Below are 14,077 nucleotides of genomic sequence, written 5' to 3'. Positions count from 1 at the left end.
CTCACACCCGCTCGATGATGGTCGCGACGCCCATGCCGCCGCCGATGCACAGGGTCACCAGGGCGCGGCGCGCCTGGCGGCGTTCGAGCTCGTCGACCACGGTGCCGACCAGCATCGCGCCGGTGGCGCCGAGCGGGTGGCCCATGGCGATCGCGCCGCCGTTGACGTTGACCTTGTCCTCGTCGAGGTGCAGGTCCTTGATCCACTTGAGCACGACGGACGCGAACGCCTCGTTGAGCTCCCACAGGTCGATGTCCTCGGGCTTGAGGCCCGCGGTCTTCAAGACCTTTTCGGTGGCCGGCGTGGGGCCGGTGAGCATGATCGTCGGCTCGGAGCCGATCGACGCGGTCGCCACGATCCGGGCCCGCGGCGTCAGCCCGAAGGTCTTGCCGATCTGCTCGGAGCCGACGAGCACCAGCGCGGCGCCGTCGACGATGCCGGAGGAGTTGCCGCCGGTGTGGACGTGGTTGATCTTCTCGACCGAGTGGTACTTCTGCAGCGCGACGGCGTCGAAGCCGCCCAGCTCGCCGATGCCCGCGAAGGCCGGCTTGAGCTTGCCGAGGCCCTCGACGGTGGAGCCGGGACGGCGGTGCTCGTCGTGGTCCAGCACGGTGACGCCGTTGATGTCCTTGACCGGGACGACGGACTTGGCGAAGTAGCCGCCGGACCAGGCCGCCTCGGCGCGGTCCTGCGAGCGGACGGCCCAGCGGTCGACGTCCTCGCGGGAGAAGCCCTCGATGGTCGCGATCAGGTCGGCGCCGGTGCCCTGCGGGACGATGTAGTTGTCGTACGCGGTGGCCGGGTCCATGAACAGCGCGCCGCCGTCGGAGCCCATCGGCACGCGCGACATCGACTCGACGCCGCCGGCGATGATCAGGTTGTCCCAGCCGGAGCGGATCTTCTGGGCGGCGGTGTTGGTGGCTTCGAGGCCGGAGGCGCAGAAGCGGTTGAGCTGCACGCCGGCGACGGTCTCGGGGAGACCGGCGTTCAGCGCGGCGGTGCGCGCGATGACCGCGCCCTGCTCGCCGACCGGGGAGACCACGCCGAGTACGACGTCGTCGATCACCGCGGGGTCGAGGTTCGGGTGGCGGACCTTGAGTTCGTTGATCAGGCCGACCACCAGGTCGACCGGCTTGGTGCCGTGCAGGGCACCGCCCTTGTTCTTGCCGCGAGGCGTGCGGATCGCCTCGTAGATGTAGGCCTCGCTACTCACAGAACAACTCCTCGCGAGCGTGTGGGACGTCTTCGTACCGTGGCCGATGATACCGGCCAGTAGGGCTAATGACCATTAACATATCGCCGGATAACCCCATGGTGTCAATGGGTTGCAGGTGTGCCGTTAGCCGCTATCGTTCACTCACCATGACCGACGTCGAGCGCACCGCGCGCCCCCGCGACCGCAAGGCCCAGCTGGCCGCGGTGGCGGCGGAGCTGTTCCGCGCGCGCGGCTTCCCCGGGGTCGGCATCAAGGACATCGCGGACGCGGCGGGCGTCACCGGCCCCGCGCTGTACCGCCACTTCGCGGACAAGCAGGCGATCCTGGCGTACGTCGTCCTCAGCGGCTTCGAGGACCTGGAGGCGGCGACGGCGGAAGCGCTGTCGGACGCCGTTCCGCCCGCTGACCAGCTGGAATCCCTCCTCCGCCGGCTCGCGACGCAGGCTGTCGAGCGCCGGGAGATCGCGGCGCTCTGGCGCTGGGAGGGCCGCCACCTGCCCAAGGAGGACCAGCGGGAGATCGCGCGCCGGTCGGCGCTGGCGCTGGCGGCGTGGTCGAAGGCCCTGCTCGCCCGGCGCCCCGATCTGCCCGGCGAGGACGCGGAACTGCTGTGCTGGGCGGCGCTGTCGGTGTTCGGCAGCGTGTCGGTGCACCACACGTCGGTGGCGCGCCGCCGCTTCGCCCAGTTGCTGGTCGAACTGGCGATGGGTGTGCTGAACGCCACACTCCCTTCGCCGTCCGCGCCCCCGGTGCCTTCGGCGCTGAGCCTGGGCACGCCGTCTCGCCGTGAGCAGGTCCTTGCGGAAGCGACGGCGCTGTTCGCGCAGCGCGGCTTCCACGACGTGAGCATGGAGGACATCGGCGCGGCGGCGGGCATCGCGGGCCCGAGCGTCTACCGCCACTTCCCGAGCAAGGCGGCCCTGATGGTGGCGATCGGCCACCGCGCGGCGGACCGCCTCGCCCTCGCGGCCGAGCGCGCGCTGCAGGCCCCGGACGAACGGACCGCCCTGCGCCGCCTGGCGGAGTCGTACGTGCACACGATTCTGCACACGCCGGAACTGCTGGTGTCGTTCTCGGCGGACCGCGTCACGATGCCCGACCGCGACAAAGCGGATCTGTTGCGCGTGCAACGCGATTACGTCGCCCAGTGGGTCACGCTGCTTTCCACGGTGCGTCCTTCGCTGCCGCCCCGGGAAGCGAAGATCACCGTCCACGCGGCGCTGACCATCGCAAACGACCTCGCGCGCACCCGCCGGGTGGCGGCCCGCCCCCACTTCGCCGCGGAGCTGACGACCCTCCTGCACACGGTGCTGGACGTAACCTGATCGGCGCACGGCGTCCGTCCCTGTCGAAACGGCCCGGAATGCGGGACAATCGAAACGGGCCGACGGGGTCCGCTCTCCCTGCGGAAGGGGAAAAGCGCGATGCAAGCAGCTCGTTCCGGCACAGAAGACGGAATCGAATCCGAACTCCTCGACCTCGGCGGCGTCTCCCTCACCAGACTGCGCACCCTGGACGGCGGCGAACTGCGCAAGTCATTGCGGCATGCGGTGGAACGGGTCTCGCACATCCAAGTCACGGCGAGCGGCAGTCAGGCCAAGCGGGTCGACTGATGTCGCGCAGCGAGGCAGCCGACGAAACGATCGACTCCGCCGGCGGCTTGTCTCGTCACCTATTGCCCTGGGCGGATTTCGACGCGGTGGCACGCGGCGAGGGCGGCCCCGAACCGGTCCGCAAGCTGCGTGCCGCCGAACGGAGCCGTCGCCTCCTGCTTCTGCGCGGCCTGGTCGAAGTTTCGGCGAAGTCCGAAGACTCATACCGGCCGCTGCCGTCGCCCGAAATCGCGTGGGAATTGCTGGCGCGAGTCGAACGAACGGCGCCGCGCGCGCTCGAAACGATCCTCGCCCATCCCTACACCGGGACGTGGGCGGGCTACACCACGCGGCTTTGCCGGCAGGACATCACCGGAGTCTGCCCGTTCTGGGTGCACCTCGGCCACCTGCACTGCCTGGCCGCGGCGGCCGCAGTGCGCGGTGGAATCCCTTTCGAGGCACAGCTGCCGGTGTGGCAAGGAAAAGTAGCTCTGCCGACACTCGGCCTCGCGCAACTGCGGACCGAAGCGCCATTTTCGGTCGCCGACATCCGGGGAAGCCGCGGGCGCGTCGAGATCAGCAACCCGCGGTCACGAGTTCGCCTGCCGACGCAAGTGTCCGCCGACGCGCCAGGCTGGCACGGAGTCCGCGAAGCCGTGGCGTGGTCCGACGGCCAACGGCTCTCCGTTCGCATCGACGACCTGGATCCGTATCGTGGGCTGTACGAGCCGATTCAGCCGGAACGGCTGAGCCCCGTCGAAGTCGAATCCTGGCGAACGGTGCTCGCCGACGCGTGGCGGCTGCTCACCGGATACCTGCCCGCGGTCGCGGAAGCGCTGCCGGTCGGCCTCGACTCCCTGGTTCCCGAGCCCGCTGTGCCGTTCCGGCTGCCGAGTGCGTCGACCGGCGAGGCTTTCGGCAGCGCGATCATCTCGTACGGCGAGGATCCCGCGCCGCTCGCTGCCGCACTGGTCCACGAATTCCAGCACATCCGGCTGGGCGGCCTGCTCCATATCGTGCGCCTGAACCACGATGACCGGCGGGAGCGATTGTATGCACCGTGGCGGGACGACCCACGCCCCGTCGGCGGTGTGCTGCACGGCATCTACGCCTTTTTCGGGGTGGCATCTTTCTGGCGGGCCCTTGCCGCGGCGGAGCCGGACAACGAACTCGCCGCATTCGAATTCGCGCTGTGGCGCGGACAGGTCTGGCGCACCCTGACCTTGGTCCGCACCGATGAAAGCCTCACTGCCGCCGGCCGCCGGTTCCTCGACGGTGTTGCCGCGAAGCTCCTCCCGTGGCAGAAGGAATCGGTCGCAGGTGCCCCTCGGACATGGGCGCGTTTCGCCGCCGAAGATCACTACGCGGCTTGGCGGACCAGGCATTTACGGCCCGACCCCGGCATTGTGGCGGAATTGGCAGCAGCTTGGCGGGCCGGGATCGCGCGACCGCATTCCGCTGCCGCGGCCTTGTCGGACCCCTTGCCGACTCCGGTACCGGACGGGGACTGGCACGACGCCCGCACGGACCTGATCCGGCTCCGCCTCGGCACGGACGGTCGTGCGCGGTTCGCCGCACACGGGTCCGCAGTTCCCGGCGCGACGGAAGCCGATCTGCATTTCGTAGCCGGGGAGCCGGACGAAGCCGCGACCGGGTACCGGCAACTCCTGGCCGCCAACCCGGACGACCCCGCCGCTCTGACCGGACTGGGACTGGCTCTCGCGGCCAGGAGTACCGGGCCGGCGTCCCGGGCACTGCTGCACCGCCCGGAACTGGTCCGGGCGGTGCATCGCCTCCTGCGTGATGAACAGGGATCGGCTCCGTCGGTCGAAGCGATCGCCGGCTGGCTGGGCCGGTTCACTCATTGAGTGATCGGCTGGGAACAATTTCGCGAGAAAGGACCGCCTACAGCGGCATCGGATCGATGTCGCAGTCAGCTCGGACACCGCGCACCGCCGACTCGGTACCCGGGTGGTTCTCGCCGAGCACCAAGCGGTACCGCCGGAGCGCATCGTCGTAGAGCGCGTCCGCCTCGGTTGTTTCGCCCAGGGCTCGCAGGTCCAGCGAACGGTTGAGCTGCACGGCCAAGGTGGTCGGGTGATCTTCACCCATGACGCGGCGGGCACGGTCCAGCAGGTCGGCATCCAGAGCCGCCGCCTCGGTGATCCGATCCAGCGCGAAAAGGTCGCTCGCCAGGTCGATCCCGCAGACGATCGTGTGCGGGTGGTCCTCGCCGAGCGTTTCCCGCAATCCCGCCAGCGCCTTCTCATCGACCACCCGGGCACTGGCCGGATCACCACCGAGTCGAAGGGTCACCCCGAGGTCGAGCTGAGCCGACAGGGTATGCGGGTGATTTTCCCCGAGGTTCTGGCGATAGAGGTCGTAAACTTCTTCGCCCAGAGCGCGGGCGTCGGCGAACCTCCGCGCGTGCCGGAGGTCGATGGAATGCCCCAGCGCACAGACCATCGCGTTCGGGTGGTCATTGCCGTAGCGACCCCGGATCTTCACCATCGCATCACTCGAAAGCTCAAATGCTGCCGCGTGGTCGCCGTCCTTGCGGCAAGCCACCGACTCGAAGTATCGACGTCGAAGCGTGCCGACGCTGTCACGACCGTAAACCTGCTCAGCTCGCGCGGCGATACGCTCCATTTCGATCCGAGCCCACTGGTAGTGTCCCAGTTCACGCCGGGCGAGCACGAACACCACCTGAGTGAAGATCGTATTTTCGTTGTCGTAACCGAAGATTTCGGATCGACGGCTGTACGTTTCCCCAGCGAGTTCACGTGCAGCTTCGTACTCGCCGGTCAACAGGAGGGCGACGATGAACTCGTGCGCGGACAACAAAGTGGTCGGATCGTCATTGCCGAACAGCCCTCGGGTTTGTTCGAAGATTTCCCCGTTGCGGTTCCGCGCCTCCGCGAAATCACCGCGCGCCTTCAGAATCAGTGCGTATGTGAGCTGCGCGGCCAGCGTCTCTTCACTTTCCGGGCCGACTGCCTCGATGTAGCGCCGCCGCGTCTCCTTAGCGACTTTTTCAGCTTCGTCGTACCGCCCGACGACCCAGTAGAAGAAGGCCAACCGCTCGGATGCGGCGAGCTCCAGCAAAGGCGGATCTTCAACGGGCTCATCGCCTCGAGCAAGCCGTTCCTCCCGATCCGTCGCCCACGCCTTGACCGCCCTCTCGGCGAGTGCGAGCGCTCCTTGGTGGTCACCCCAGTGGTAGAGGAATTTGAAAAGGTTGATGACGAGCTGTCGCACCCAGGGATCGGTGCACTGGGTCAGTTCGGTGTCGTAAATGTGCGGCAGGATCTCCTGGTACCGCGGCCACGTCTGCGGGGAAGCCGGGTCGTTCGGGTCGAGGTTCGCGAGCAGCAGGTGCGCGCCGTGGCGCAGTTCCATGCGGTCTTGTTCGCCCATCCGGTTGCGCAGTACGAGCTGGACCAGCCGGTGCAGCAGGAGGGTGTCACTACGGTGGTCGATCTTGGCCAAGCCGTAGCGGTTGATGTCGCGAATCGCGCGGCTGAGCCGCATCGGGTCTCTCAGGGCCGAGTCGAGTTCGGGCGCGACGGAGATTCCACGGACCCCGGCGAACAAGCTCCGGGAAATCGGTTCCGGAGCAAAGAAGGCGCAGACCTGCAGCAGCTGGTGGGCGGCCGGGCTGCGGGAACTCAGCTCGTCGAAGGACACGTTCCACGCGGCGGCGACCGACACTTCGTAGTCGCTCGGGGCGGAGGTGTCGAGGATTTCGGTGACCTTCTCGTCGAACAGCCTCAGGTACTCCTGCGCCGGCATGCCGGTCTCGGCGAGCCACGCGGCCGCCTGCTCGACGGCGAGCGGCAGGTCCCCGAGCTTCTCCGCGATCAGGTCGGAGTCCTCGTCGGCAAGCCCGGAGCGACGAAGGCTGAGCAGGTTCTTGCTTTCGTCGCGTTGGAAGACGGCGACTTCCAGCGGACGCGCGATACCGGCCCAGCCGGGGTTGCGGGACGTCACCAGGATCTGGCCGGGCCCGTCGACCGGGAAGAACGGGCGGACCATCTCCGGGTCTTCGGCCGAATCGAAGACCAGCAGCCAGCGCCGGTAAGGGCGGCCGAGCCGCAGCGCCTCGCGGACCGCCGGGACTGCAGTGATGGCTTCGTCGGCACCCGGGAGCCGCAGGTGCTGGGCCAGTTCGGTGAGCGACTTGCGGATCTGCGTGGGCTGGGTGGCTTGGATCCACCACACGATGTCGTAGTCTTGCAAGTGCCGGTAGATATATTCCACCGCCATCTGCGTCTTGCCAATACCGCCCATTCCGTGCAACGCCGCAGGCAGGACAGCGGTGGTGCCCGCGCCCAGCCGCTCACCCAATTGATCGAGTAGTTCACGCCTCCCGGTGAAATTGGGGTTTTTGGGTGGAACAACACCCCAAACGGGTGGTGCTTCATCACCAGAACGGCGTACGCTTCGACTGGTCATGTCGGCAACATCGCGGACGACCTTCGTGCGCAGAGCCGGAGGCGCCTCGCTCGACGACGGAGATATGTCCACGGTCCCGGCATCGGGACGGACAACGGATTCAGGTTCACTCGAGGAACCCATCGGCTTGAGTTCCTGCGACATCGTGTCACTCACCGCCGGGATGCTAGTGGACGTTCGGTCGCCGAGTTGACCAATGCCCGCGATTCTACTCTCCAACCGATCCGCCCGGGACAAATACGGACCGGACAACGCACGCATCAGGTCGCGTTCCAGTGCTATCTCCTCGGGCGTCGTCGCCGGGAGCACGGGGTCCGGGGTGGCGTCCGGGGCTGCCAGTGCGGCCTGCAGCCGCACCAGTACCGGCTTCTGGTCCCCGAAGCGCCGCGACGCGCTGATCACCGCGTGCGCCGTGTCCGAGCGCCGGGCGCCGCGCAGGAGCAGCTGGCGCACGTGGCCGGCGAATTCCCATTGGGCGCGATCCCACGGTGTTCCGTCGCGAGCCCGCTCGAGCAGCCCGCTCGTGAACACCTCGGCGAGGTGGTCGGGCCCGGAGCCCGGGACGAGTTCGGCCTGCAGGGTCCGGGCGACGCCGACGTCCACGGGCACCGCGGCGAGGAGCGTCGCCAGCCGGAATGCCGGTGGCGACGCGGAGCTGTGGAACTGCTGCACCTTTTCCCGTGCCGACCATTCCACCCGCGTCCCGGTGTCGGCGTCGGCCGGCCGCGGCTCGTCGCGGGCGAGCACCACCGCGGCTTTCCGCGGCACGCCGCCCACTCCCGTCACCAGCGACGCCCACCAGCCGAGCCACCGGTCCTGCAGCTCCAACACCGGCACCGGCACCGCGCCCGCGGTGAGCTCTTCGGCTTCGCCCGGTTCCAGCAGCACGTCGGCCGAACGCACGTCGTAGCTTCCGTTGGGCCGCAGGGGTCCCGGCGGGGTCAGCACCGTCTGGCAGATGCCCATCCCGCCGCGCGACCAGAGCCGGTGCGGCAGCAGGTGCACGATCGCGACCGGCATGGCCCGCCCCCAGCGGGCGAGCATCGGGGAAACCAGGTCCCGGTGCCACGCGTCGCTCACGCCGTCGGTCACCAGCAGCAGCAGGCTCCGGCCGGCCGAGCCGATCAGCTCTCCCGCACCCCTGGCCGGGGCGTCGGCCGTCCCACCGCGCAGGGTGGGGCCGACGACCGCGCCCCCTTCCGCGGGGCCGGTCTTGCCGGTTTCCAGCAGCCGGACCCGGACGGACCGGAACGCGCCGACGCGCTCCACCAAGCGGACGAACGCGTTCACCGTCGGGGTCCAGAGCGCCATCGACGGCGTCGAGTCGATCACGAGCGTGAGGTCGAGCCATCGGTCGCGCCGACGGCGGGTGACCGGCAACCACATCCCGCTCTGCGCCGCTTCCTCCGCGGTGCGGTCTTCGTCGAGTTCGACGTCGGCCTCGCTCCTGGACGCGACTTTCCGCTTGAACGGCCGCAACGCGCGGACGAGCTGCGCCGCGCCGGGCAGGACCGGTGCGGTCGCCACTCCGGCGAGTTCCGCGTCCGCCCGGCCGGCACCCGGCTCGGGTGCGAGCAGACCGCCGTTTCCGGCGGCCTGCTCGGTGAGCCATTCCCGATCGTCCGGCGGTGTGCCCGGGGCGGGACCGCCCCCGCCCGCGGCCGGTACGAGCTCGGGTTCCTCGCTGTCGCGGGACACCGGTGCGGGACCGTCCCGCCGGTCCTCGACCGGATCCGGCGGCGTTCCGCCGGGCCGTGCCGGACGCTCCGCCGGGGCGGGGCCCGGGGTGGCGGACGCGTTGATCGCCGCCATGAGCCACAGGCCGTCGCCGAGTTCGGTCCACGTCAGGTCGGGCTCGCCCGCGGTGGGGTCCGCCATTTCAGGGCCCCTGCGGATTGAGCTGTCGCCACAGCGAATCGACCAGGCGCGGCCACGCGTCGTCCTCGGCCCGGTAGGCGCCCGAGGTGGCCAGGAAGATCGCGTCGAGCAGCTTGTCCGCCGGCAGCCCGCCCACCCCCGCGCTGCGGGTGACGAAGTCTTCGATCAGCGCGGCCCGGCGGCCGTCCGGGTCGATGGCGTGCGCGGCGACCATCGCCGCGAGCTGGCCGGCGTCCGGATCCCGGGTTTCCAGCCGCAGGCACCGGCGGAGGAACGCGGGCGGGAATTCACGTTCACCGTTGCTGGTGATGACGACGATGGGGAACGCGTGGCACCGGACCCGGCCGTGCTCGATTTCGGCGGTGTACCCGGGATCCGCGGTGAACACCTCGGCCCGCACCGAGCGGCGCGCGTCCCTGGCCAGCTCGGGGACCGCGAATTCGCCGTCCTCGAACAATCCGAGGAGGTCGTGCGGCAGGTCCGATTCCGATTTGTCGAGCTCGTCGATCAGCAGCACCCGCGGCAGCCGCCGGGGGAGGAACGCCGTGCCCAGCTCACCCAGCCGGACGAACTCGCCGATCGGGACCTCGCCCGGGGTCCCCACGCCGGAGGCGGCCAGTTCCTTCCACGCGGCGGCGGCCTGGACCCGGCCGATCGCGTCGTAGTCGTAGAGGCCGGACTTGAGCGTGGTCTGCGAGGTGATCGCCCAGCGGAGTACCCGGCCCAGCCCGAGTTCGCGGGAAATCCGGTACGCCAGGCTCGACTTGCCGCTCCCCGGCCGGCCCGTGACCAGCAACGGGCGGCGGAGGTACAGCGCCGCGTTGACCATCTCGACTTCGTGCTCGTCGACGTTCCGCGCGGAGTAGCTGAGTTCGATGCCCAGCTTGCGCTCGATTTCCCCGTCGTCGGGCGGGAAGACGTCCCGCTCGGGGAGCGTCGCGCCGCGGAAGGTGCGCCACGGCGGCGGGTCCGGCAACCGGTCGGCCAGCCTGATGTCGTGCAACGGGCGGCCGGTACCACGGTAAATCCACCAATCGGGCGGACTGTCCGGATGCTGCGACGCTCCGATCCGGGTGTCAGGAAGCTCGGTCACGCGAATCGGCACCTCCTTCGAGGTGCCCGATGATCCCGGTTTCGCCGATGGGAAGCAACCGATTCGGGTCGTCCCATAGCACCACCAGGTCCGTGAGTACACCACCATCGCCCGACGACGGCGGATTCCGAAGAGCGTCCAGTCGAGACTCCCTCGCCAGCGCGGGCAAATCCCCCAATCCGCCACGGCTTTCGGCTAGCCAGGCTACCACTTCGCGAACGAGTTCCGAAGGGGCCGATGGGTGCCAGACGATGACCGGGACCCCCGCGCGCAACGCGGGCAAAAGCTCGTCCTCGCCCGCTGCCGCCCTGACCGGCGGCGATTCGGTGAGCACGGTCATCGCCCATTGCCGATTGCTCAAAACAGCCTCGAGCCGGAGTCGATCGGGACTGTCACCGGCACCGCAGAAATACACCCGTTCGAACGAAGGATCACGGGTCCACGACTCCCAGCGCTGCCGCCAGACGCGGTGCCAGCGCGGTGAGCTCATCCGTTCCAGCGAACGCACCACGGTCGGGTAGCTGAGGTACAACGGCTTCGGTGCGCCGGAAGCGCGCTCGGTCGTCCACGCGTGCACGGGCAGGTTCAGCAGCTCCCGCGGCAGGACGAACTCGACCACGACGTCGGCCGCCACCTCGGACCAGGCTTCTTCGGCTTCACCGACCAGCACGTCGACGTGGCGCTCCAGCTGGTTCTGCCGGACCAGCACCGTTTCCCCGCGCGCGGGCGGCCAGTCCGCCGGATCGTCCTGCCGCCACGAAGACAACTCGTACAGGTCGTCTTCGAGGGGATCCGGGCGCACGAGGACGACGAGGTACAGCCGGCCCGCGGCGGCGGGCCGGGGCGCCGTGAGTTCAGCGCGCAGCTGGTCGAGGGCGTCCCGCAAGCGCAACCGCCGGACCTGCCCGTCCGACCACGCGCGCAGTTCCGCGGCGAGAGCGCGGTCGCACTCGGCGGCGATCAGTTCGACGAACATCAGCAGCGGCGGCAATTCCCCGGGCCCCGCGTTCAAGTCGGCAAGACCGGAGAAGGCCGCCGACGCGTCTTCGTAACGCGGCGGCGGAGAGACGTAACGGGCGGCACGGCGCACGGCCTTCGCGAGTCCCGGCGGAGCGAACCCCGCCAGCCGTTCACGCAGTTTTTCCTGTTCCGCTTCGGGCACTACTTCGTGCATCCGCACCGAAGAGACGAGAGCGCGCACCTCGGCGCATTCCTTGCTGCCGGGACGCAGGAACTCGATCACGCCCGCCAGCACGTTGAGGCCTTCGCGGAGGCGGCAGCACGCGGAGACGATTTCGATCAGCTGGTCACGGCCGGTCAGCTGGTCCGAAAAGGTGAACGGGTGGTCGAGTGCCTCACGCAGTTCACCGACCATCAGGGTGCGGATGGATTTGTCATCGGCGAAGCCGGCCACCACCAGCACGTCCACCACCGCCCTGCGGACCGCGATACCCGGGCCGGGCTGTCCCTGCCTCGCCACCACCTGCCGCACCACCTCCCACCCCCGAGAAGCGCACCGAAGATCGTGAGTTTACCTGTTCGGCTTAACCGTAAAAGGGCAAAAACATGACACAGCGCGTGCCTGACCACCACACGAGCGAGCTTCAGGTGTCCCGGCCGGGGGAATCGGAAGCTCCGGGCAACCACTTCACGTCATTCCCGGGTCCGGCGTCCCGCACAGCGAAAATCGCCGGATCCCCTCCGCCGTCCGGAGTAAGCTGACGTTCGGGGGCCACCTCGCGAGGGGGCTCGAAGGGGCGTGCTAGCTTACGCGCGCCTCCAAGCGGGTTCTCGAGAGAGGGGAAATCGCGATGCGATCACCGGGCGGCACCAGGCGACCGGAGATCGAGTCCGAACTCCTCGACCTCAGTGCGGTTCCGCTGTCCCGGCTGCGGAAACTCGACTCCGCGGCCTTGCGCAAGTCGGTGCGTCACGCCGCCGACCGAGCCGCGCACATCCCGGTAACGGCGAGCGGGAGTGAAGCGAAACGGGTCGAGTAAGCCGCTTCCCGAAGGACTGACCGTGCTCCCCTCAAGCAACACACCAGAACCCGTCATGCACACCTTCTCCTGGACGGAGTTCGACCTTCTGGCGCGTTCCGAAGGCGGCCCGGACCTGGTGCGGCGATTGCGGACGGCGGATCGCAGCCGGCGGCTGCTCCTCCTGCGCGACATCATCGACAAGGTGGCGGCGGCGCCGGCCCTCCGTGGTCCGCTGCCGTCCCCCGAACAGGCGTGGGACCTGCTCGTGCTCGCCCAGGAGACCGACCCGGACGCGCTCGACGAGGTGCTCGCCCACCCGTACACCGGCAGCTGGGCAGGGCACACCACGCGCCTGCTCCGGCAGTTGACCACCGATCCCCGGCCGCTGTGGGTCCACATCGGACACGTCCACGCCCTGGCCGCGGCCGCCGCGGTACGGGCCAGAATCGACACCTTCCAGGTGCGGGTGCCGGTCTGGCGCGGTGACGTCGCGCTGCCCACCCTCGGCCTCGCGCAGCTGGGCAGTGCCCCGGAGGCCGAAACGGCGGAGCTGAAGTCCGCGGGCGGCCGGATCGAGATCGTTACCGGCGATCACGTCGTCGTCCTCCCGGCCGACCCCTCCGCCGACGCACCCGGCTGGCGAGGCATCCGCACCGCGGAACTGGGCACCGGGCGGCGGCGGTTCTCGGTCCGGCTCGACGACGTCGACCCGTATCGCGGCCTCTTCGGCCCGTCGGCACCCGACCGGCTGGCCCCGGCGGACCTGGACACCTGGCGCGGTCTGCTCGCCCAGGCCTGGGATTTGATCGTCCGGCTGCTCCCGGAGTTCGCGGACGCCCTGCCCGCCGGTCTCGACACGATCGTGCCGAGACCGCGCTTCCCGTTCCGGCTGCCGAGCGCGTCGAGCGGCGAAGCGTTCGGCAGCGCGCTCATCTGCCAGCCCGAAGACCCCGTGACACTGGCCGCGGCGCTGGTGCACGAGTTCCAGCACATCCGGCTCGGTGGTCTGCTGCAGTTGGTGCGGCTCCACACCGAGGACCGGACCGAGCGGCTCTACGCCCCGTGGCGTGACGATCCCCGTCCGCTCGGCGGAGTCGTCCACGGCATCTACGCCTTCTTCGCGGTCACGGAGTTCTACCGGGCGTTGAGCACCCGGCAGCCGGACGACGAACTGGCGGCGTTCGAGTACGCCCACTGGCGGCACCAGGTCGCGCGGACCCTCGACACGGTCCGCGCGGACAAGGCACTGACCGAACCGGGACAGCGGTTCCTCGCGCTCGTCGCCGAACGCGCCGGAACGTGGCAGAACGACGAGGTCCTCGCGACCGCCGCGCACTGGTCGGATCTGGTGGCCGCCGACCACTACGCGGGCTTCCGGCTCCGTCACCTCCGGCCGGAACCGGAAGCGATCGAGCTGCTCGTCGACAGTTGGCTGCGCGGAACGCCCGGGCCGGGCATCGACGGCGTGGGCACGGAACTGGTCACCGAGCCGGACGGCGATTGGGCCAACGCGCGAGCCGATCTGCTGCGGGTCCGCCTCGGCGAAGACGGTGCTCGCCGCGCCACGGCCCTCTGGCGGGAAGTGCCCGGTGCGTCCGAGGCGGATTTCGCCCTCGTGGACGGCCGCGGTCAAGACGCCATCGAGTTGTACCGGACCGCCCTGCGCGCCGACCCGGACGCACCGGCGGCGTTGATCGGACTGGGCCTCGCCCTGCGGACGACCGGGGATCCGGCGGCCGCGGCCGTCCTGCTCGACCGGCCCGAGGTCGTCCGCGCCGTCCTCCGCGGAATCCGGCGGCGGCCGGCGCCGGAACCCGCTCCGGAAGAAGTCGCGCGCTGGCTCGCCGAGGCCCGCTGACCG

General features: G+C 69.6%; 8 protein-coding genes. 4 read left to right on the top strand and 4 right to left on the bottom strand.

The window, feature by feature from the left end; genetic code table 11:
- Position 1: 1 nt before the first annotated feature.
- Positions 2-1,213, bottom strand: a complete 1,212-nt coding sequence (locus H4696_RS41500) for an acetyl-CoA C-acetyltransferase (protein WP_086858606.1) — start codon at positions 1,211-1,213, stop codon at positions 2-4.
- Between the two features lie 149 nt (positions 1,214-1,362).
- Here H4696_RS41500 and H4696_RS41495 point away from each other — a divergent pair, with 149 nt between their 5' ends.
- The 3 genes from H4696_RS41495 to H4696_RS41485 all read left to right on the top strand — a co-directional run bounded on the left by H4696_RS41495 (position 1,363) and on the right by H4696_RS41485 (position 4,676).
- Positions 1,363-2,541: a TetR/AcrR family transcriptional regulator gene (locus H4696_RS41495; protein WP_086858607.1), complete on the top strand. Its 1,179-nt coding sequence runs from the start codon at positions 1,363-1,365 to the stop codon at positions 2,539-2,541.
- A gap of 99 nt (positions 2,542-2,640) precedes the next feature.
- Positions 2,641-2,829 (top strand): hypothetical protein, encoded by a 189-nt coding sequence (locus tag H4696_RS41490; RefSeq protein WP_086858608.1) that lies wholly within the window; start codon positions 2,641-2,643, stop codon positions 2,827-2,829.
- Positions 2,829-4,676: an HEXXH motif domain-containing protein gene (locus H4696_RS41485; protein WP_086858609.1), complete on the top strand. Its 1,848-nt coding sequence runs from the start codon at positions 2,829-2,831 to the stop codon at positions 4,674-4,676. The genes H4696_RS41490 and H4696_RS41485 overlap by 1 nt, the downstream gene beginning before the upstream one ends.
- Before the next feature lie 37 nt (positions 4,677-4,713).
- On the opposite strand, the gene fxsT is transcribed toward H4696_RS41485, so the two are convergent.
- Genes fxsT through H4696_RS50460 form a run of 3 tightly spaced genes read right to left on the bottom strand, consistent with a single transcriptional unit; the run spans position 4,714 to position 11,726 of the window.
- Positions 4,714-9,141: an FxSxx-COOH system tetratricopeptide repeat protein gene (gene fxsT / locus H4696_RS41480; RefSeq protein ID WP_086858610.1), complete on the bottom strand. Its 4,428-nt coding sequence runs from the start codon at positions 9,139-9,141 to the stop codon at positions 4,714-4,716.
- A 1-nt stretch (position 9,142) separates the two neighbouring features.
- Complete coding sequence (locus tag H4696_RS41475) at positions 9,143-10,234, bottom strand: AAA family ATPase (protein ID WP_420831537.1); 1,092 nt, start codon at positions 10,232-10,234, stop codon at positions 9,143-9,145.
- On the bottom strand, positions 10,218-11,726 hold the full coding sequence (locus tag H4696_RS50460; protein ID WP_338078713.1) for a VMAP-C domain-containing protein: 1,509 nt from the start codon (positions 11,724-11,726) through the stop codon (positions 10,218-10,220). The genes H4696_RS41475 and H4696_RS50460 overlap by 17 nt, the downstream gene beginning before the upstream one ends.
- A 563-nt stretch (positions 11,727-12,289) precedes the next feature.
- Here H4696_RS50460 and H4696_RS41470 point away from each other — a divergent pair.
- A complete protein-coding gene (locus H4696_RS41470) occupies positions 12,290-14,074 on the top strand; it encodes an aKG-HExxH-type peptide beta-hydroxylase (RefSeq protein ID WP_086858613.1) in 1,785 nt (594 codons plus the stop codon).
- Positions 14,075-14,077: the final 3 nt, after the last annotated feature.

This window comes from Amycolatopsis lexingtonensis, assembly GCF_014873755.1.
Taxonomy (GTDB): Bacteria; Actinomycetota; Actinomycetes; order Mycobacteriales; family Pseudonocardiaceae; genus Amycolatopsis; species Amycolatopsis lexingtonensis.
The sequence above is the reverse complement of the archived record's forward strand: the minus strand, read 5'-3'. Positions and strand labels throughout refer to the sequence as shown.